The 18236-nt window shown below is 62.7% G+C and carries 21 protein-coding genes and 1 pseudogene; 14 read left to right on the top strand and 8 right to left on the bottom strand.

Going from position 1 to position 18236, the window contains the following annotated elements; genetic code table 11:
* The first annotated feature begins 18 nt into the window (after positions 1 to 18).
* From JJC00_RS10245 to JJC00_RS10285, 9 genes and pseudogenes are all read left to right on the top strand, one after another.
* Positions 19 to 1716, top strand: coding sequence for a methyl-accepting chemotaxis protein (locus tag JJC00_RS10245; protein ID WP_200472455.1), 1698 nt, complete (start codon positions 19 to 21; stop codon positions 1714 to 1716).
* A 31-nt stretch (positions 1717 to 1747) separates the two neighbouring features.
* Positions 1748 to 2218, top strand: a complete 471-nt coding sequence (locus JJC00_RS10250; RefSeq protein WP_200472456.1) for a chemotaxis protein CheW — start codon at positions 1748 to 1750, stop codon at positions 2216 to 2218.
* A 59-nt stretch (positions 2219 to 2277) separates the two neighbouring features.
* The gene (locus JJC00_RS10255; protein ID WP_200472457.1) at positions 2278 to 4086 is read left to right on the top strand and encodes a methyl-accepting chemotaxis protein; all 1809 of its coding nucleotides are present in this window, start codon (positions 2278 to 2280) and stop codon (positions 4084 to 4086) included.
* Positions 4087 to 4218: 132 nt separating this feature from the next.
* Entirely contained in the window at positions 4219 to 5073 is an 855-nt protein-coding gene (locus JJC00_RS10260) for a CheR family methyltransferase (protein ID WP_200472458.1), read from the top strand.
* 17 nt (positions 5074 to 5090) lie between these two features.
* On the top strand, positions 5091 to 6182 hold the full coding sequence (locus JJC00_RS10265) for a protein-glutamate methylesterase/protein-glutamine glutaminase (RefSeq protein ID WP_200472459.1): 1092 nt from the start codon (positions 5091 to 5093) through the stop codon (positions 6180 to 6182).
* A 5-nt stretch (positions 6183 to 6187) separates the two neighbouring features.
* A complete protein-coding gene (locus JJC00_RS10270) occupies positions 6188 to 7909 on the top strand; it encodes a chemotaxis protein (RefSeq protein WP_200472460.1) in 1722 nt (573 codons plus the stop codon).
* Positions 7910 to 8060: 151 nt separating this feature from the next.
* A complete protein-coding gene (locus JJC00_RS10275) occupies positions 8061 to 8507 on the top strand; it encodes a hypothetical protein (RefSeq protein WP_200472461.1) in 447 nt (148 codons plus the stop codon).
* Positions 8508 to 8635: 128 nt separating this feature from the next.
* Positions 8636 to 8920 carry a hypothetical protein gene (locus tag JJC00_RS10280; RefSeq protein ID WP_200472462.1) on the top strand — a complete coding sequence of 95 codons (285 nt, stop codon included), beginning with the start codon at positions 8636 to 8638 and terminating at the stop codon, positions 8918 to 8920.
* A gap of 130 nt (positions 8921 to 9050) precedes the next feature.
* Positions 9051 to 9480: pseudogene (locus JJC00_RS10285) on the top strand (CHRD domain-containing protein).
* A 55-nt stretch (positions 9481 to 9535) separates the two neighbouring features.
* Here the strand turns inward: JJC00_RS10285 and JJC00_RS10290 are convergent.
* From JJC00_RS10290 to JJC00_RS10305, 6 genes are all read right to left on the bottom strand, one after another.
* Entirely contained in the window at positions 9536 to 9901 is a 366-nt protein-coding gene (locus JJC00_RS10290) for a VanZ family protein (protein ID WP_200472463.1), read from the bottom strand.
* 152 nt (positions 9902 to 10053) lie between these two features.
* Complete coding sequence (locus tag JJC00_RS38050) at positions 10054 to 10272, bottom strand: EAL domain-containing protein (RefSeq protein WP_246774270.1); 219 nt, start codon at positions 10270 to 10272, stop codon at positions 10054 to 10056.
* The gene (locus JJC00_RS38055) at positions 10239 to 10709 is read right to left on the bottom strand and encodes a hypothetical protein (protein WP_246774333.1); all 471 of its coding nucleotides are present in this window, start codon (positions 10707 to 10709) and stop codon (positions 10239 to 10241) included. Before JJC00_RS38055 ends, JJC00_RS38050 begins: the two co-directional genes overlap by 34 nt.
* Positions 10642 to 11223 carry a CSS-motif domain-containing protein gene (locus JJC00_RS38060; RefSeq protein ID WP_246774162.1) on the bottom strand — a complete coding sequence of 194 codons (582 nt, stop codon included), beginning with the start codon at positions 11221 to 11223 and terminating at the stop codon, positions 10642 to 10644. Before JJC00_RS38060 ends, JJC00_RS38055 begins: the two co-directional genes overlap by 68 nt.
* Positions 11224 to 11729: 506 nt before the next feature.
* The gene (locus JJC00_RS10300) at positions 11730 to 11981 is read right to left on the bottom strand and encodes a hypothetical protein (RefSeq protein WP_200472464.1); all 252 of its coding nucleotides are present in this window, start codon (positions 11979 to 11981) and stop codon (positions 11730 to 11732) included.
* A gap of 238 nt (positions 11982 to 12219) precedes the next feature.
* Positions 12220 to 12393 carry a hypothetical protein gene (locus JJC00_RS10305; protein ID WP_187437049.1) on the bottom strand — a complete coding sequence of 58 codons (174 nt, stop codon included), beginning with the start codon at positions 12391 to 12393 and terminating at the stop codon, positions 12220 to 12222.
* Between the two features lie 436 nt (positions 12394 to 12829).
* Between JJC00_RS10305 and JJC00_RS10310 the strand changes: the two genes are divergently transcribed.
* Together JJC00_RS10310 and JJC00_RS10315 are read left to right on the top strand one after the other, a co-directional pair.
* Positions 12830 to 13141 carry a hypothetical protein gene (locus JJC00_RS10310; RefSeq protein WP_200474387.1) on the top strand — a complete coding sequence of 104 codons (312 nt, stop codon included), beginning with the start codon at positions 12830 to 12832 and terminating at the stop codon, positions 13139 to 13141.
* A 481-nt stretch (positions 13142 to 13622) separates the two neighbouring features.
* A complete protein-coding gene (locus JJC00_RS10315) occupies positions 13623 to 13913 on the top strand; it encodes a hypothetical protein (RefSeq protein ID WP_200472465.1) in 291 nt (96 codons plus the stop codon).
* Positions 13914 to 14206: 293 nt separating this feature from the next.
* Here JJC00_RS10315 and rfbB read toward each other — a convergent pair whose 3' ends face one another.
* Positions 14207 to 15271, bottom strand: coding sequence for a dTDP-glucose 4,6-dehydratase (gene rfbB, locus JJC00_RS10320; protein WP_200472466.1), 1065 nt, complete (start codon positions 15269 to 15271; stop codon positions 14207 to 14209).
* A gap of 12 nt (positions 15272 to 15283) precedes the next feature.
* On the bottom strand, positions 15284 to 16165 hold the full coding sequence (gene rfbA, locus JJC00_RS10325) for a glucose-1-phosphate thymidylyltransferase RfbA (protein ID WP_200472467.1): 882 nt from the start codon (positions 16163 to 16165) through the stop codon (positions 15284 to 15286).
* An 85-nt stretch (positions 16166 to 16250) separates the two neighbouring features.
* On the opposite strand from rfbA, the gene rfbC reads away from it, so the two are divergent.
* From rfbC to JJC00_RS10340, 3 genes are all read left to right on the top strand, one after another.
* Positions 16251 to 16805: a dTDP-4-dehydrorhamnose 3,5-epimerase gene (rfbC, locus tag JJC00_RS10330; protein ID WP_200472468.1), complete on the top strand. Its 555-nt coding sequence runs from the start codon at positions 16251 to 16253 to the stop codon at positions 16803 to 16805.
* A gap of 1 nt (position 16806) precedes the next feature.
* Positions 16807 to 17703 carry a dTDP-4-dehydrorhamnose reductase gene (rfbD, locus tag JJC00_RS10335; RefSeq protein ID WP_200472469.1) on the top strand — a complete coding sequence of 299 codons (897 nt, stop codon included), beginning with the start codon at positions 16807 to 16809 and terminating at the stop codon, positions 17701 to 17703.
* 110 nt (positions 17704 to 17813) lie between these two features.
* On the top strand, positions 17814 to 18236 hold the full coding sequence (locus tag JJC00_RS10340; RefSeq protein WP_200472470.1) for a hypothetical protein: 423 nt from the start codon (positions 17814 to 17816) through the stop codon (positions 18234 to 18236).

Consider the following 18236-nt stretch of genomic DNA (forward strand, 5'->3'; position numbering starts at 1 on the left):
TGGGATTAGGGGCAGCACATGCGATTTACGGTCAAGGCCAAGCTGGCAAGCGCTTTTGGCGCCATCATTGTCCTATCCATGGTGGCAGGAGGCGTGGCCTACATGAAGCTCGGCGACATGATGGCGACCGCCGACAGCATGGTCCTGCGCGCCACGCGTATGGAGAAGGCGACGCAGATCGAGAAGGACATTCTGCTCCAGCTTCGTGCGGAGAAAAACTCCATTCTCGGCACGGAAGCCCAGGCCGAACAGTTCGCCGCCGATGCAGTCAAGCTTCGCGAAAATGCGACGAAGATCAAAGACGAGGTTTATGCGCTGGCGAGCGAAGGCGGCAAGAAGCTCCTGGACAGCTTCGTTGTGGCCTACGCCAAGATGAATGCCTACCAGGAAGAGACGATCAGGCTGGGCAAGATCGACAAGGCCAAGGCGACAGAGCGCTCGATGGGTGACGGCCGCAAGGTCGTCGCCGACGCGATGGAAGCGATGGGCGCCTATGTCGTCAACACGAAGCGGCAGATGGCGGAGCAGGCGGTCCAGTCCAAGGCGGAGGGCCAACAGGCGCAATTCATGCTGATGAGCGTGATCGGAGTCTCGCTTGCCGTGGCTATCGCCGCGGCGCTCTGGATTTCGATCAGCATCAGCCGTTCGCTGGGGCGTGCGGTCGGACTCGCAGGCGCAGTCGCCGGTGGCGATCTCAACCAGACCATTCCCTCTGCCAGCAACGACGAGGTCGGCGATCTCATCAAATCGCTGAACGCAATGGTCGAGAAGCTCAGGCAGATCGTTGCCGAAGCGCTCACCGCGGCCAATAACGTCTCCGCCGGCAGCCAGGAACTCTCGGCCAGCGCCGAGCAACTGTCGCAGGGTGCGACCGAGCAGGCGTCGTCCGCCGAGGAAGCGTCCTCATCGATGGAGGAGATGGCCTCGAACGTGAAACAGAACGCCGACAACGCCAACCAGACCGAGAAGATCGCGGCGCAGTCGGCCAAGGATGCCGAAGCCAGCGGCGTTGCGGTGGGCCGCGCCGTCCAGGCGATGCAGACCATCGCCGAGAAGATCACCATCGTGCAGGAGATTGCGCGTCAGACTGACCTGCTTGCCTTGAACGCCGCGGTCGAAGCCGCCCGCGCCGGCGAGCACGGTAAGGGCTTTGCGGTGGTCGCCTCCGAAGTGCGCAAGCTTGCCGAGCGCAGCCAGGCCGCCGCGGCCGACATTGGCACGCTCTCGAGCGAGACCGTGAAGGTTGCGCAGGAAGCCGGCGACATGCTGTCGAAGCTCGTGCCCGACATCAAGAGGACTGCAGAGCTGGTGCAGGAGATCACAGCCGCCTGCCGCGAGCAGGACGTCGGCACCTCGCAGATCAACCAGGCGATCCAGCAGCTCGACAAGGTCGGCCAGCAGAACGCCAGCGCTTCCGAGCAGGTGTCCTCGACCTCGGAAGAACTGGCCTCGCAGGCCGAGCAGCTGCAGTCGACCATCTCGTTCTTCCGCATCGAGCAGGGCGGGCGCGGGGAGAGCGCTCCGTCCGCGCCGATCGACCGCGCCGTCACCCAACTCCGCAGCAAGGCGGGGCAGATGCAGGCCGCTGATCGTGGCGCGAAGAAGCCCGTGCCCGCTCGCAAGCCGGCGCGCGCGATGAAGGTCGCGGGTGGCGGCGGCTTCGCTTTCGATATGCATGACGGCGAAGACGATCGCGACGCCGAGTTTCAGCGCTGACCACTAGAACCATCGGACCCTGGACTGAGCAATGGCCGCAACCTCGCAATATCTGACGCTCGGGCTCGCCGGCGAGACGTTCGGCATCTCGATCCGCAACGTGCGGGAAATTCTCGACATGCGGCCGATCTCGCGTCTGCCGCATGCGCCGAATTTCCTGCTCGGCATGATCGACGTGCGCGGCGCGGGCTACCCGATCGTGGATCTCCGGACCAAGCTCGGCCTCCCGGCCGTGGCTGCCACCGAGGCGACCCGCATCATTATCCTCGATGTGCCGATGAAAGAGCGCCTGGTCGGCGTCGGCTTCGTCGCCGACTGCGTGTTCGAGGTCACCGACATCGACGAACAGGCGATCGAGCCGATCCCCGAGGTAGGCGGCAAGTGGCAGTCCGACTATGCCGCCGGCATCGGCCGCAAGGGCGAGAAATTCGTCGTCATCTTCGATCTCGCCAAGCTGATGGCGAATGATGAGCTACCGGGCGAGGCGCCTCGCGCCGCCTGAGTTTTACGAGAGTATGCGTGGATGAGCGTACCACCTCAATTCGAACCAACGAGACTGACATGAGATTCACCGTCAAAGCCAAGCTCGCCAGCGCCTTCGGCGTCGTCATCCTGCTGTCCATGATCGCCGGTGCTGTCGGCTATTTGAAGCTGTCGGATATGGTCGGCACCACCGAGGTGCTGGTTAGCCGTGCGGGCCGGATGGAAAAGGCTGCCGAGCTCAAGGAAGGCGCGCTGTTCCTGGTGCGCGCCGAGAAGAACTCGATCCTCGCGGCAAGCGATGCCGAATACGACCAGTTCGTCGCCGACCTCGCCAAGAATCGCGAAGCGCTGACCAAGTCCAAGGACGAAATCACCGCGGCGGCCAGCGAAAGCGGCAAGAAGCTGATGGAGAATTTCTCCGTCGCGTTCGCCAGGCTGAACGCCTATCAGGACGAGACGGTCAGGCTTGCGAAGACCGACAAGCCGAAGGCACTGGACCGCTCCATGCATGACGGCCGCAAGGTCGTCGCGGATGTCCTGGAGGCGGCTGACGGCTACATCAAGAACGTCAAGAAGAACATGGCGGAGCAGGCCGAGCAGTCCAAGCAGGACGGTGCCCGCGCCGAGATGCTGCTGATGGGCCTGGTGATTGCTTCGCTCCTGATCGCCGTTGTTGCGGCCACCTGGATCGCGCTCAATATCAGTCGCGCGCTGGCCCAGGCCGTCGGCCTTGCCGACGCGGTCGCGATCGGCGATCTCAGCCAGAAGATCGAGTCCTCGAGCAATGACGAGATCGGCGATCTCATCAAGTCGCTGAGCGCGATGACGGTGAACCTGAACGCCACGGCGGCGGTCGCCAACCAGATCGCACAGGGCGACCTCACCGTCGAAGCCAAGGCGCTGTCGGACAAGGACACGCTCGGCCTCGCGCTCGTGCGCATGGTGGAAAAGCTCCGTCAGATCGTGTCGGAAGCCTTGACCGCGGCGCAAAACGTTTCCGCCGGCAGCCAGGAGCTCTCGGCCAGCGCCGAGCAGCTTTCGCAGGGCGCGACCGAGCAGGCCTCGTCCGCCGAGGAAGCTTCATCCTCGATGGAAGAGATGGCTTCGAACGTGAAGCAGAACGCCGACAACGCCAACCAGACCGAGAAGATCGCCGCGCAGTCGGCCAAGGACGCCGAGGCCAGCGGTGCTGCGGTCGGCCGTGCCGTCAACGCGATGCAGACCATCGCCGAGAAGATCACCATCGTGCAGGAGATCGCACGCCAGACCGACTTGCTCGCGCTCAATGCGGCGGTCGAGGCGGCGCGCGCCGGCGAGCACGGCAAGGGTTTTGCAGTGGTCGCCTCCGAAGTCCGCAAGCTCGCCGAGCGCAGCCAGGCGGCTGCCGCGGAGATCGGCACGCTCTCGGCCGACACCGTCAAGGTGGCGCAGGAAGCGGGCTCCATGCTCGCGAAGCTCGTTCCCGACATCAAGAAAACCGCCGAGCTCGTCGAGGAAATCACCGCGGCCTGCCGCGAGCAGGACGTCGGCTCGGCCCAGATCAACCAGGCCATCCAGCAGCTCGACAAGGTCGGCCAGCAGAACGCCAGCGCTTCCGAAGAGGTGTCCTCGACCTCGGAAGAACTGGCCTCGCAGGCCGAGCAGCTCCAATCGACGATCGCCTATTTCCGCATCGAGCATGGCGGAAAGAGCCATGCGCCGGCGCCGATCGACCGGGCGGTCGATCAGCTCCGCGCCAAGGCCGCGACCATGGCGGCGGCCGAGCGCCCTGCCAAGAAGCCGCAGGCCAGGCCGGGGCGTACCATCAAGGCCGCAGGCGGCGGCAGTGGCTTTGCCTTCGACATGAACGACGGTGAGGATGATCGGGACGCCGATTTTCAGCGCTGAGATTTTCCGGGGATACGTCCGTCCCCCGGGGGGCCTGTGCTCTTCTGCTGTTGTGTAAACGCCAGGATTCAAAATGGCCCGGTTGGCCCGACATTCATTGCATGCGGGCCTTCAGGGCCGGGGCAGGCGGCCATGATGCCGGCCGCGCTGAATATGGCCGTGCATCTGTCGGATCGTCATTTCCGGACCATTGCCGAACTGATCGAAGGCCAGGTCGGCATCAAGCTGCCGCAGGGCAAGCGGCTGATGCTGGAGGGACGCCTGCACAAGCGCGTGCGCGCACTGAATTTCTCCGACCTGAACGAATATGTCGACAACCTGTTCGAGGCCGATCATTTCGATACCGAGCTCACCCATCTCATCGATGTGGTGACCACCAACAAGACCGACTTCTTCCGCGAGCCGCAGCATTTCACGTTCATGCGGGACATTGCCATCCCGGCGCTGCTCAAGTCGCACGGCCGCAACAATGCGAACCTGAAATTCTGGAGCTCGGCGAGCTCCACCGGCATGGAGGCCTACACCACCGCGATGGTGCTGGACGACATGACGCGGAACGGATCGCGGTTTCAGTACCGCATCCTCGGAACCGACATCTCCACTGCGGTGCTACGCCTCGCCAAGACCGCGATCTACACCCGCGATGTGCTGGCGCCGGTGCCCGAGCCGTTCGTGAAGCGATATTTCCTGTCGTCGCGCGACAAGTCGCGCGACGAAGTGCGGGTCGTGCCGGAATTGCGGCGCATGACGCATTTCATGCGGATGAACTTGATGGATACATCCTATCCCGTCGACCGGGACGTCGACGTGATTTTCTGCCGCAATGTGTTGATCTATTTCGACAAGCCGACGCAGCGCAAGGTCGTCGAGCAGCTTTGCAGTCATCTGCGGCCCGGCGGCTATTTGCTGGTCGGCCATTCGGAATCCATGGTTCACAGTTCCGTTCCGGGTTTGAAGCAGGTTCAACCCACCATTTTTCAGGTCTGATTGGAGCGCCGCCGAATATGCCGAAAGGGAAAGTTCGCGTACTGATCGTGGACGATTCGGCGTCGGTGCGCCAAATTCTTCACACGATCCTCAACGACGACCCTGATATCGAGGTGATGGCGACGGCGTCCGATCCGTTCGTCGCGGCGCGGCGTCTCCAGGACGAAATCCCTGACGTCATGATCCTCGACCTCGAGATGCCGCGCATGGACGGCATGACGTTTCTGCGCAAGATCATGGCGCAGCGTCCGATCCCGGTGATCATCTGCTCGTCGCTGACCGAAGAAGGCTCGAATGTGATGTTCGAGGCGTTCGAGGCCGGCGCTGTCGATATCGTGCCCAAGCCGAAGATCGACACGCGGCAGGCGCTGCTGGAATGCTCCACACGACTGCGTGAGTCCGTGAAGTCGGCGGCGCGCGCGCGCGTGCGGCCGCGCACGGAACGGCGTGTGATCGAGAAGAAGCTGACGGCCGACGCCATCATCCCGCCGCCGGTGCAGGGCAAGGCTCGGCCGACGACCGAGCGCATCGTGTGCATCGGTGCCTCGACCGGGGGAACGGAGGCGCTCAACGACGTCCTCGAAATGCTGCCGGCGAACTGTCCTCCCATCCTGATCGTCCAACATATGCCGGCGGGCTTCACCGCTGCCTTCGCCAAGCGCCTCGACGGCGTCTGCCAGATCCGCGTCAAGGAGGCCGAGGACGGCGAGCCGGTGCTGCCGGGCTGGGCCTATATCGCGCCGGGCGCCCGCCACATGCTGCTCCAGCGCATCGGCCTGCGCTATCAGGTCGCGATCAAGGACGGCCCGCCGGTGTCGCGGCATCGGCCCTCCGTCGATGTGCTGTTTCGCTCCGCGGCCCAGCATGCCGGTGCCAATGCGCTTAGTGTCATCATGACCGGCATGGGCGATGACGGCGCACGCGGCATGCTGGAGATGCGCAAGCTCGGCGCCTCGACCCGTGCGCAGGACGAAGAAAGCTGCGTGGTGTTCGGCATGCCCAAGGAAGCCATCGCCCATGGCGGGGTCGAGAAGGTGGTCGCGCTGCACCAGATCCCGCGCGAGATCATGCAGTGGTACCAGGCCGGACACGCGGCGGCGGTGGGTTGATCGCGATGTCTGCCATTCCGGCCAGCAGTTTGACAGATGCGATCGCCGCAGTCGAGGACGTCTCGTCGCGCATCGAGGACGTGTTCGCGCGCGTCGGCCACGAGCTCGGTCGTGGCCACATCATATTCAAGGAGCTGAATCAAGGTCTTGCGTCTCTCTCCAGAGAACTCTCCGGTGCCGAGATCGAGGGCGCCGCGACCGCCCTGCAGGAGATCGCGGCACGGCTGAGCGAGCTGGCGCGGGCGCTGCCGGCCGAGAGTGCGCTGCTGGCGACGATCGGCAAGAGCACGAGCGAGGCTTCCGCGCTCCTCAAGCCGCTGTTCAAGCATATCCAGATGATCACCATCATCGCGCGCAGCGCGCGGATCGAGGCGGCTTCGCTCGATGGTGATCGCGAGGGCTTTCTCGCCTTCACGCAGGAGGCCTATGATCTCGGCAAGGCCGTGCAGGGTTCGATCGAGGGATGCGCGCGAGACCAGCAGCGACTGTCGGACGCGGTCGCCACCGCCTCCGGCCGGCAGAAGGAGTTCGAGAGAAGCTACGGCGATCAGCTGGTCGCGGAGAGCGCCGAACTCGGTGCCGCCTATTCCGGCCTGCGCGATCAGCGCAGCAAGAGCAGCCATCTCGCCGATCTCGCCAGCGGCAGCACGCGAAAGATCGCCGAGGCGGTCGGTGGCGCGATCATTTCTTTGCAAGCCGGCGACAGCACGCGGCAGCGCCTCGAACATGTCTGCCACGGCTTACGCCTCTCGTCCGACACCGCGCCGAGCCTTGCCCCGAAGCCGGTCACAAGCGATGACGGCGCGCATGCGATCAGAAAGTTGCAGGCGGCCCAGCTCAGGGACGCGCAGCGCGAGTTCGGCGGCGACATCGGCCATATCATCCGCGCGCTGACAGCGATCCTGAACGATGCAAGTGGCGTCGTCGGTCACGGTCGTTCGCTGTTCGGCGGCGAGAACGATTCGTCCTCCTCGTTCCTGACCCGCATCAAGCAGACGCTGGCGCAGGCTTCGATCCTGATCGGCACTTGCGAGAGCGCCGGACGCTCGGTCGATGAGGCGCTCGCGGTCGTCGAGGATACGCTGGCGAAATTCCGCCAGGCCATTGCGGGACTGGCTGAAGCCTCTGTCGACATCACGCTGATCGGCATGAATGCTGGCCTCAAGGCGAGCCATCTCGGCAGCCGCGGTAGCGCCTTCGTCGTCATCGCCAACGAGCTCAAGGCGACCGCCGACCACGTCTCGGCCGGCGCCGGGCGTTTGCGGCCCGTGCTCGACGGCATCGAGCGCTCCGCCAACGAGTTGAAGGAGCTCCGCATCCAGGGCGATCCCACGCAGCTCGCCAATCTAGAGCCGCAGATTCTCCAGGCGCTACGCGAGGTCGAAGCCGGCAACGAACGGCTCGGCAAGCTGATGAGCCGGCTCGTCGACGAAGGCGCCGAGTTCGAGGGCCTGATGAATTCGGCGCAAGGCTTGATGAGCTCGCTTGGCGAGAGCTCTGCGGCACTGCCGACCGTCGCTGCGCGTCTCGAGACGGCAAGCGCCGGCACGCGTCGGCCGCAGCCGCAGGACGCGGCGCTGCTCGACGATCTCTTCGCGCGCTACACGATGGAGCGCGAGCGCGACGTCCACCGGGAGTTCTTGCAAGCTCTCGGACTGTCGTCGAGCGCCGCCGCCCGCCGGGTCGAGGCGGTCGCGCCTGCGGATGACGGCATCGAACTGTTTTGAGTTTGTGCCGACGTCGCGTACATGCGGCACCGGCAATTTGATGAGTTGGTTTTGCAGGGCGTTAACCGTCGCGGAATACGCGCCTTATTTGTCATTGCCGCGCCCCAGAGTTGGTCGCAAATACGTTTGGGTATTGCGACGGATGATTCTCATGCTGAGAGACGGCAAATACGCGGCCTGGTTCAGAACCCCGCGCGGCCAGGGCACAGGCCTCGTCGAATTGGTCGAGGGGCGGATCTCGGGCCGCGACAGCTTCTTCACCTATGGCGGTTCCTATCAGCTCGATCAGCAGCGTTTCTCGGCTGTGCTGACCGTGAAGCGCCATGCCGAAGGCAATCCGAGCGTGTTTGGTCCCGATGAAGTCGAGGTCGATCTCACCGGCCTGTGTAGCGGCGCGATGGCGACATGCTCGGGTACGGCGCGAGAGGCGCCTGAGGTCAGGTTCGACTGCACGCTGATCTACAGCCAGGAAGAAGCGCTGCCAGCCGACGCCAAATGCGCGGTCCTCAAGCTCAATCCCGACAAACTGCCCAAGGGGCTCGACAGCCGGTCGCGGCCGCGACCGCCGTTTACGCCTTCCAGGCCCCCCGCGTCCTGATGTGTGCCTTGCGCCTTAGCTTTGCGTTGACGCTGTTGGCGCGAAAGTGCCTGGAGACCGCGCCGCGGCAACAGTGCTTTTAGATGTGAAATCTAGGTTGAGGCCCATAACAAAAGGCGGACAGGGATATGCCTCAGATCTGGATGACTTATGAAGAACTCGCGACACTCAGCGGCTGCACTGCCGCCGAGGCCAGGGTGCAGGCGCTGCATCTGTCGCTCGATCGCCGCAAGAGCCGCGATGGAAACACCCGCGTCAAGCTGGACGTCGCCTTGATGGCGCGGTTCTTCGAGACCATTCGCGAAGGCGAATTCGGCCTTGATGACGCGATCATGGCGTTGCGGGAAGCGCATCGGCAGATGTCCGGCGGCCTCAGCTCCGATCAGGACAGCTTCAGGCGCGGCGTGGCGTAAGTCCGTCGCTCCGGCAGCAGTCGGCTCCGTTCGAATCAGGCATAATCATCCAGCCGGAATTTGGCGCGACCTCTGGTGTTTCACACCGGAACAGGTCGAAGCCAACGCGATCCGGGCTGGGGAGGTTGCCATGATGAGAGCCGTGTGCCTGGCGGGTGCGTTGGTATTTGCGCTCCCGCCTCTTCTCGTGACGGCCGCCAGTGCCGAAGTGATCAAATTGCAGGCGGAACTCAAGGGGAGCAACGAGGTGCCGCCCAACACAAGCTCCGGCTCCGGCAAGGCCGAGGCGGCTTTCGACACCGATACCAAAGGTCCTGACCTACACGGTCACCTACGCGAATCTGACCGGTCCCGCGCTCGGCGCGCATTTCCATGGACCGAGCGAGGCCGGCAAGAATGCCGGCATCGCGCTTCCGTTCAAATCTGCGCAAAGCCCGATCCAGGGAACGGCGACCCTTACCGAGGCGCAGGCTGCTGATCTGCTGGCCAGCAAATGGTATGCGAACGTCCACACCGCGGCCAATCCGGGTGGCGAGCTGCGGGGGCAGATGACGAAATAGGCTGTCAGGTTTATCCCGCACATCGCGGCCGCGATGTGATTTGACGCCGCTCGCGTCAGGACGGCGGTCTGGGCAGGAAGGCCAGAATGGTCTGGGCGAGGCTGACGCCGAGAATGCCGCCGGCAGACTTTTGCAGCACGTCGAAGAACCGCGGATCGCGGTCGGGGACCATCGCCTGCAAAATTTCGAGCCCGACGGCGACGGCGATCACGAATGCGCAAGCCAGCCCGAAGCGTCCCGGCAGCAGGAAGGACAGCAGGAAGCCCAGCAGGCAATAGGCGCTGAAGCGCTCGATCACGACGACCCAATAGGCCTCGGCATGGCCGATCAGCACCGGCCTGCCCGCAAGCGTAGCCAGCGTGGCATAGATGATCAGCGCAAGGCAGATGGCCGCAGCTGCGATGAGATGATTTCGGCGCATTGCAGCATCATAGCCGGTCGACCTGCGTGCCGCTCTCGAAAGCGGAGAATATCGTTAAGGGGCGTATGTCGTCGATTGTGTGTTCATGACTGGTGGTTCGCGCCGGGACATGTTCGGATGACAACTGTTCGAATTCGGGCCAGACGGCCCGGTCAGGCCACCAGTGTGTCGCCGGCCGGAGCCGCGACTGCGGGCGCGGCACGCCGCGACGCCATCAATTCGCTGAATTTCGCAAAGGGCAGGGGCGCGGCGACGAGATAGCCCTGCCCTTCCTCGACGCCGCATGAGATCAGCGCGCGGACCTGCTCCTCGGTTTCGACGCCTTCCGCAACCACGGTCATGTGGAAATCCCTGGCGAGCGCCACCAGCATCTCCACGATTGTCGTCGTCGAGGCGTCCACCGTGATGGTGTCGACGAAAAACTCGAAGCCGGCGCTGAGGATATGCCTAGGCACGACATTGAACGAGAGCTGGGCTGGAAGTAAGGCTTGAATTCACCCCGAGCCAGCGCACGATCGAGATCGGCGACGGGCCCCTCCATGCGCCGCGTCCGCGACAGCAGGATACCGAACAGCACGCCGAGTGCGACCGCGACCGCCATCGCCGGCCAGTAGACCTCGCTGTTCCATGTCGACAGCACGGATTTGTCAATGCGGATGACCGCGCGCAACGGATAGCGCGCTGAGCTTTTCTCAAAATCGACCGGATGCGCCAGGGTCTTGTCGGCCTCGAGCGCGAACTCACCGAGCTGCGCGCCGTTCTTGAGCGCAAGCAGCACTTCGCCATGGGCGCGCAGCTCGGCCGGCATGATGTCGAACAGGCTGGGATTGATGCCGAGGGATGGCGACCAGTGCCTTGTTGTCGCCGATGTCCCTGAGCACGCCGAGCGCGTCGCCGCCGAACTGCTCGACACGGAACAGCATCAGCTTCGAATCGCGCGAGGCAAGCATGTCGGCCCGATCGACCCAGCCCTTGTCGAATTCGAGCGTCTCGGAATAGGCCGAGCAGATCACCGAGCCGTCGGAATTGACGAGGCGGACGTCCTTCACGGCGGAGCGTTGATAGACGTGGAGGCGGATTGCCTGGAGCGAGGCGGGGGCGCATGTGGCGAGCCCGCGGCCGGCCAGCTCGTCAAGGCTCGCGGTCGCGAAGTCGACGGCGAATTCGGACCGGCGCAGCACGACTTCGGTCAACTCGTCGAGCTGGCGCGTCTGCTGATCCCGGATGAACCGCGTCGCCGCGATATGACCGACGAGCGCAAACGCAGCCATGCCCGCAAGCACGAGCGCCGCCAGTAGGAATTTCGGCCGTGCTGCTTTCATCCGGCCCGCAGAGGTTAAGAGAGAATGACCAGAACTCTAAGCTTGGAGGCGCTAAGATAGGGTTTAAGGCGATCGCATGCGGTTGCGTGAACGTCAGGATCAAGCGACGCGGCAGCGCCCGAAGATCTCTGCCGCGACCGGTGGTCTCGGCAGCGTCAGAAGTGGCGGCGCAAATGCGATTTCACGCTGACGGGACTGAGATGGCGAGCGCCGGTGCCCATTTTCCAGCTATCCGGCCTGGTCACCCACAATCGCCACGCCACGAACAGGATATTAACTGCGAACCAAATCGACATCGTGATTAGGAAAGAGTTTGCCATGACGGCCTCCGCCTTCCGCATTCCTTTAGGGAACAATGCTGAGGCGGTCCGAGAGTTCCGCTTGTCAAGTAAAGGCCAGCCCATCGGCGCTGCCCAAATTCTCGTCATCCGCGGGTCTGGCCCGTCGGGGCAGGCGCGACGACGATCGTCTCATTGCAAGACGATGGCGCCGGCGAGGCGCGGCGTTCAACGCCGATTGTAGGACCAGCCCTTGTCGACATCGGTCGGGTAGCGGGCCGCGAAGTAGGGATTCTTGAGGCAGTTGCGCGCGGGATCATAGATCCGGTCCGCACATTCGTGGAAATTCAGGAATCTGCAATCGAAGCCGAACGCACACCAGGGTGCGCCTTTTGGGAATCCGAACCCCACGGGGACTTGCGCCGACGCCACGGAGGGCAGAGCCAGCAGCAAGGCTACGACGAGAACGCGGGACAACATGGTGCAATCCTCCAACGAATCATCGATCGGGTACCGAGGCCGCCGAGCGATCGTCCTCGGCGGCAAACAGCCGACGTTCAATTGAAGAGTCTAACATCCGCACGCGGAGAGATCGAGGGTGCTGAAGCGTCTGGAATGCGTCGTTTTGCGACTTGCATTCGGCTGGTGCCGACGGCATTGGCCCGCGTCCACGAATTGTCGCTCGCGCTGCGTACGCAGCTCGCGCTGCGTACGCCGACTAGCTCTTCTTTGCGGCCTTTGACTTGAGCGCCAGGCCGAGACGCAAGGCCATGCGCTTGATCGCGTCGGGCGATCGCCCGAGCTGCTTTGCCGCCTCCTCCAACGACGTCGAAGATTTGGCCAGCTCCATGAGCCGGCGGTCTTCCTTGAACGACCAGGGCTTCCGCGCCATAACCGAAATGATCCTCTTGCATCGACACAACGACAAAGCCGCCAAGCGGACCCATGTCGCTCGACGGCTTTGCTTGGGTGGGGCCGGGCTTGGGGAAACCCGGGTGCGAAGATGGATATGCGATCGGTGAGACTTCGCAACAAACAACCGGGATTAAGCTAACCCCTCAACCTTACCGCGAGGAAATCGGCGTCTGGCGCTCCGTACAACTCCGGGGTTTTTCTTGCCTCGCGCGCCGATCAACGACGGTCGCAGCCATCCGGCCTGACGTTCCGCCACCATGTCCGGTTGCCGCCGAGCCGGTCTCGGCTCTCCCGACAAGACCGCTTGCGAAAATTTCACATGCAGTCGGACGGTCTCTCGTAAAAGTTGCAAACCATTGTGTTGTTCAAATCCCGCTTGGGCGCACCCTTGGGAAAATTTGTTCCGTCACCCGATGCTGCGCGCCGAATCGATTCAAAATTCGTTGAAGATCGATGTCGTGAAGGAGTCCGCGTGCGCATCGTCCGTTTCTCGTCTGCACCTGTCACGAGATCGTCGAATTCGTTCGGCTATGATCGTGCGAGCGATACGAATAAAAAAGAAGATCGAGATGCTTCAAAAAACGCTATCTGCCAAGCCTCTGGCGAAGATCAGAGAGCGGGCATTCGAAGGTGCCTTTCTCGGCGTTGCGCTGATCGCAATGGCGGGGTGGGCCTATTTCATCATTCTGCTGTCAGTGAAGTTCTTCATCTGGCTGGTTGGTTGATGCGAACGGCCAGGAAGCAAGCACGCTGCTGCCCAAAAATTCCCGCCTGTGACGACAAAATCAGCGACCGTGATCACGATCTCGACACAACTCGAAGATGAGAATGTTTGCTCGCCGAATGGAGGCGACGGACGCGCGGCCAAATAAATAGAGAGACGTTCGGATGGGTTTGGTTTCGATTCTGATTTCGATCTTCATTGGCTTCTGCGTCGGCTATGCGATGCGCGCGCGGCGGGCGCACAGGGAGCAGCGACCGGGCCATGCTGCATGGGAGCGCCAGCACGTGTCGTTTGCCAGGGCGCGCCGTGCATTCTGAGTGGATTCCGCCGAAAGCATACGGCGCGAAAGCAACCATACCTGACAGGTTGGACCGTGCCGGACATTGTTCCCCTTGGATCTCCTTATTGAGTTGCGCACAGTTCTTGCAGGCGTTGTCCTGTTGGTCTGAGCGGCCCGTGGATTGCGAAAGAGGTGGTGCGGCATGACGAGCGTCAGGAACACCAATGCGCCGCGGCGATATTTCGTCGATGCGGTCGGCAGGCGCGTTCTGATCGGTCTTACGCCCGAGGAGACTTTTGAGTTCGAGCGGCTCGACAGCGAACCGGATGGCGGTCGAACCGAAGCGATCTGGAAAGAGCAGAGCTCTCCGCCTGCTCCCGGCGAGCAGCGCTGGCTGGAGCTATATGCCAAGCATGAAGATGCATGGAAGCTCTGGATGGCACAGAGCCGCGTCGATCGACCCTATGTTGAGTCCTATAGGCCGGAGCCCTAGGTCAACTCGTCCGGGCTGGCTGGCGCGGGAAAAAGCTTCGCGAGGCGGTCCAGCCCCATCCCGCGTACTCTTGCGTTCAGAGCATGCCGGGCCATGACGTGCCTGAACTTCCATTCAGGGCCAGAAAACTGGTCCGCGTCCCAGATCTGTGGTCTCGGACGACCATCCAGGCCGCGAATCCAGACGAAGTATGATTCGTCCATCCTCGTATGAGTCCCTCTTGCAGATCGGCGCGGTCAGCCTGGCGTCACATCTTGCCGGACGGCAGCTGCCACGAGGGGGTGGTCGATCCGCTAGCCGAGACCGATACGCTTCTGCTGATAGCCGCGATCGAGAATGGCTTGCCACCAGTTGCGACTGTCGAAGAACCAGCGAACCGTCTTGGCGAGGCCGCTTTCGAAATTCTCGTCAGCGCGCCAGCCGAGCTCGCGCTCGAGCTTCGAAGCATCGATCGCGTAGCGGCGATCGTGACCGGGGCGGTCGGCGACGAACGAAATAAGGCCGCGCCGGGAGCCCGCCGTGCGCGGCGACATGTCGTCCAGCAGGTCGCAAATGCTTTCCACAACGTGCAAATTGCTGCGCTCGTTTCGGCCGCCGACATTGTACGTCTCGCCGACCGCACCGCGCTCGAGCACGAGCGTGAGCGCCTTGGCGTGATCCTCGACGTAGAGCCAGTCGCGAATGTTCTGTCCGTCGCCGTAAACCGGCAGCGGCTCGCCGGCGAGCCCCTTGATGATGATGTGGGGAATGAGCTTCTCGGGAAAGTGATACGGCCCGTAATTGTTCGAGCAGTTCGTCACCATCGTCGGAAGGTCGTAGGTCTCGCGCCAGGCGCGAACCAGATGGTCGGAGGATGCCTTGCTCGCCGAGTAGGGCGAGTTGGGTGAATAGGACGTGGCCTCGGTGAAGTAACCGTCCTTGCCGAGCGACCCGAACACCTCGTCCGTGGAGATGTGGAGAAAGCGGAATTGCGAGCGGCGATCCGGGCTCAGGGCCCTCCAGTATCGCAGCGCTTCCTGCAGCAGCGTGAAGGTGCCGACGATGTTGGTCTGGATGAATTCGCCGGGGCCGTCGATCGAACGATCGACATGGCTCTCGGCCGCCAGATTCATCACCGCGACGGGCTGGTACTTCTCGAACAGCTTGCGAAGCGAGGCTGCCTCGCAAATGCACTGCTTCTCGAATGCATAACGCGGGTTTGCTTCGGCGCCAGGGATCGACTCGAGATTCGCCGCATACGTCAGCTTGTCGATATTGACGACGCGCGCGTGCGTGTCGCGGAGGAGATGACGGACGACTGCAGAGCCGATGAAACCTGCACCGCCCGTGACGAAAATCGTGGAGCCTTCGAAACGCATGGATGATCTGCCTCAGTCTTGAGCGGCGAAGGAACGGGCTACCGATTGCAGATACTCGCCGTAGCTGCTCTTGGCGGTCCTCTCTGCAACCTTCTTGAAGGCTTCGAGAGAAATGTAACCGCGCCGCAACGCGATTTCCTCGGGGCAGGCGATGCGCAAGCCCTGGCGCTGTTCCAGGATCTGAACGAAGTGGCTGGCTTCGACCAGCGAGGCGTGCGTCCCGGTGTCGAGCCAGGCAAACCCGCGCCCGAGCACTTCGACGAACAGGTCGCCACGTGCGAGGTAGGCATTGTTCACGTCGGTGATCTCGATCTCGCCGCGCGCCGAAGGCTTGATCCCCGCAGCGATGTCGACCACGCCGTTGTCGTAGAAATAGAGGCCAGTGACGGCCACATTCGACTTCGGCTGCTTGGGCTTCTCTTCGATCGAGCGCGCGCGTCCGTCACTATCGAGCTCGACCACGCCGTATTGCTCGGGTGAGTTGACGACATAGCCGAAGATCGTGGCGCCGCTCTTGCGAGTTGCCGCCCTGGCCAGCATTTCCGGAAGTCCGTGGCCGTAAAAGATATTGTCTCCGAGAACCAGCGCGACGGAATCCGATCCCACGAATTCGCGACCGACGATGAAGGCGTCGGCAAGACCGCGCGGAGACTCTTGTGTGGCGTACGAGAAGTTGATGCCGATCTCGGACCCGTCGCCGAGCAGGCGCTGGAACAGCGGCTTGTCCTGCGGCGTCGAGATGATGAGAATGTCGCGAATTCCAGCGAGCATCAATGTCGACAGCGGATAGTAGATCATCGGCTTGTCAAAAACCGGAAGCAGCTGCTTCGATACCACTGTCGTGACGGGAAAAAGGCGTGAGCCTGTTCCGCCAGCGAGTATAATTCCCTTCATAGGTCCCTCTGGTTTACCAATTCGAAAATATCAGATAGTGTGCGCTGCACAAGATCGTTGTGTGTGCGGAGCAGAAGACGCTGCAATGAACGTTATCAAGACAGACCTGCCCGAGGTTTTGATCATCGAGCCGAAGCTATTCGGCGATCAACGCGGCTTTTTCTTGGAGACCTACCAATTCGAGCGCTACGCGCAGAGCGGAGTTGCGCAGCCGTTCGTTCAGGACAATCTGTCACGCTCGCGTCATGGCGTGTTGCGTGGGCTGCACCTACAAAATCCGGGCGCGCAGGGCAAGCTGGTCACGGCGCTCCGCGGTCGCGTCCTGGATGTTGCTGTCGACGTCCGCGTCGGTAGCCCAAATTTTGGGCGTCATGTTGCTGTCGAACTGAACGAGGAGAATCGGCGGCAATTGTGGGTTCCTCGCGGCTTCGCGCATGGCTTTGCCGTTCTCTCCGAGACGGCCGATTTCTTCTACAAATGCGACGCGCTCTACAGCCCGAAGGACGAGATCTCGGTTCGATGGAACGACCCGGCGATCGGTATTGACTGGGGCCTCGCAGACCCCGCGCTTTCGCCCAAGGATGCCGATGCGCCCTTGCTCGCGGATGTGAAGAATCTCCCGCGCTACGGGGAGATCTGACATGAAGATCCTTCTGACGGGCACTGCGGGACAGGTGGGCGGAGCTCTGCTTCCGCTGCTTCAAGGGCGGGCCGATATCGTTGCGCCGGCGCTCGAAGAGTTCGATCTGTCGCGGCCGGACGAGCTTGCCGGCAAGCTGGATTCGATCAAGCCGGATCTGATCATCAATCCCGCCGCCTACACGGCTGTCGATCGTGCGGAAGACGAGCGAGAGCTCGCCTTTCGAATCAATGCGGAATCTCCCAGGGCCATCGCCCAGTGGGCGGCGCCCCGCGGCGTGCCGCTGGTGCACTTTTCGACGGACTATGTCTTCGACGGCTCCGGCGATCGTGCCTGGCGCGAGGACAGCACGCCGGCGCCTCTCTCGGTGTATGGCCAAAGCAAGCTTGCCGGCGACCAGGCCATTGCCGAGGCAGGTGCTCTGCATGTGATCGCGCGTACGTCCTGGGTATACGCTGCCACCGGTGCGAATTTTCTCAAGACGATCGTGCGCCTGGCCGGAGAGCGCGAGCAATTGAAGATCGTAGGCGACCAGGTCGGCGCGCCAACGACAGCCGATACGATTTCGCAAGCAGTGGTTGCAATGCTGCCGCAGAGCGACGATGACCTTCGCAAGACGTTCGAGGCGCGAGGCGGCGTCGTCAATCTGGTCTGTGCGGGCGAGACCAGCTGGCACGGCTTTGCGACTGCGATCGTTGCCGGGTTGCAATCGAGGGGCGCCAAATTCGCCGTGAAGGAAATCGTTCCGATCCGATCGGACGAATTTCCGGTCAAGGCGAAGCGGCCCGCCAATTCTCGCCTTGACCTCACGCGGCTGCGCGAGCGGTTCGGCATTACGCCGCCCAGCTGGCAGCAGGCGCTCGATCGCGAGCTGGATGCCCTCAAGGCGACGATCTGAACGCGGGTTCACAGGGCGGCATCGGAGCACAACGTTCCGCAGCCTTTAAACTTTGTTAACCATCCAGGGCCCATTTTCCGGGTTGGCGCCTCGAACCGGAAAGTGCACGCATGTTTCAGCTCTTCTTGCGGGCCCGCACTCACAATTTCCTGAAAGACCGTTTCGGCGGGGAGCAGACGTTCCGCGCCCGCTCGCCCGAGCGCGACGCCGACACTGATCGCACGCGCATCGGGGCCATCATGGTCGCAATCGAGGACGCGCTGCATGCGGCGGAGCGTGAGCAATCAGGACTGAACCGCCGGGTGGAGGACGTGCTGGCGCGCGCGGCCGTGACCATCGGCAATGGCGACGACGAATATCTGGAGCGTGAGGCGCTGGACAATCACCATCAGGATCTGTTCGACAAGGAAATCCTGAACGGCCAGCGCAGGCTCAAGGAACTCAGCGCCTCGATCGCCCATTTCAAATTCCTGAAGGCCGCGATGCTCAGCCGATTCCCGGAATACCGGCCGTCGGCAAGCCAGACCAATTGA

Origin of the sequence: Bradyrhizobium diazoefficiens (assembly GCF_016616885.1) — a bacterium.
GTDB classification, from domain to species: domain Bacteria; phylum Pseudomonadota; class Alphaproteobacteria; order Rhizobiales; family Xanthobacteraceae; genus Bradyrhizobium; species Bradyrhizobium diazoefficiens_F.

Bases quoted from the DNA above. Each gene is read 5' to 3' on its own strand.
- JJC00_RS10245 (WP_200472455.1), top strand. From the start codon at position 19: ATGCGATTTACGGTCAAGGCCAAGCTGGCAAGCGCTTTTGGCGCCATC.
- JJC00_RS10250 (WP_200472456.1), top strand. From the start codon at position 1,748: ATGGCCGCAACCTCGCAATATCTGACGCTCGGGCTCGCCGGCGAGACG.
- JJC00_RS10255 (WP_200472457.1), top strand. From the start codon at position 2,278: ATGAGATTCACCGTCAAAGCCAAGCTCGCCAGCGCCTTCGGCGTCGTC.
- JJC00_RS10260 (WP_200472458.1), top strand. From the start codon at position 4,219: ATGATGCCGGCCGCGCTGAATATGGCCGTGCATCTGTCGGATCGTCAT.
- JJC00_RS10265 (WP_200472459.1), top strand. From the start codon at position 5,091: ATGCCGAAAGGGAAAGTTCGCGTACTGATCGTGGACGATTCGGCGTCG.
- JJC00_RS10270 (WP_200472460.1), top strand. From the start codon at position 6,188: ATGTCTGCCATTCCGGCCAGCAGTTTGACAGATGCGATCGCCGCAGTC.
- JJC00_RS10275 (WP_200472461.1), top strand. From the start codon at position 8,061: ATGCTGAGAGACGGCAAATACGCGGCCTGGTTCAGAACCCCGCGCGGC.
- JJC00_RS10280 (WP_200472462.1), top strand. From the start codon at position 8,636: ATGCCTCAGATCTGGATGACTTATGAAGAACTCGCGACACTCAGCGGC.
- JJC00_RS10290 (WP_200472463.1), bottom strand. From the start codon at position 9,901: ATGCGCCGAAATCATCTCATCGCAGCTGCGGCCATCTGCCTTGCGCTG.
- JJC00_RS38050 (WP_246774270.1), bottom strand. From the start codon at position 10,272: ATGCTGGTGGCGCTCGCCAGGGATTTCCACATGACCGTGGTTGCGGAA.
- JJC00_RS38055 (WP_246774333.1), bottom strand. From the start codon at position 10,709: ATGCCGGCCGAGCTGCGCGCCCATGGCGAAGTGCTGCTTGCGCTCAAG.
- JJC00_RS38060 (WP_246774162.1), bottom strand. From the start codon at position 11,223: ATGAAAGCAGCACGGCCGAAATTCCTACTGGCGGCGCTCGTGCTTGCG.
- JJC00_RS10300 (WP_200472464.1), bottom strand. From the start codon at position 11,981: ATGTTGTCCCGCGTTCTCGTCGTAGCCTTGCTGCTGGCTCTGCCCTCC.
- JJC00_RS10305 (WP_187437049.1), bottom strand. From the start codon at position 12,393: ATGGCGCGGAAGCCCTGGTCGTTCAAGGAAGACCGCCGGCTCATGGAG.
- JJC00_RS10310 (WP_200474387.1), top strand. From the start codon at position 12,830: ATGCTGCGCGCCGAATCGATTCAAAATTCGTTGAAGATCGATGTCGTG.
- JJC00_RS10315 (WP_200472465.1), top strand. From the start codon at position 13,623: ATGACGAGCGTCAGGAACACCAATGCGCCGCGGCGATATTTCGTCGAT.
- rfbB (WP_200472466.1), bottom strand. From the start codon at position 15,271: ATGCGTTTCGAAGGCTCCACGATTTTCGTCACGGGCGGTGCAGGTTTC.
- rfbA (WP_200472467.1), bottom strand. From the start codon at position 16,165: ATGAAGGGAATTATACTCGCTGGCGGAACAGGCTCACGCCTTTTTCCC.
- rfbC (WP_200472468.1), top strand. From the start codon at position 16,251: ATGAACGTTATCAAGACAGACCTGCCCGAGGTTTTGATCATCGAGCCG.
- rfbD (WP_200472469.1), top strand. From the start codon at position 16,807: ATGAAGATCCTTCTGACGGGCACTGCGGGACAGGTGGGCGGAGCTCTG.
- JJC00_RS10340 (WP_200472470.1), top strand. From the start codon at position 17,814: ATGTTTCAGCTCTTCTTGCGGGCCCGCACTCACAATTTCCTGAAAGAC.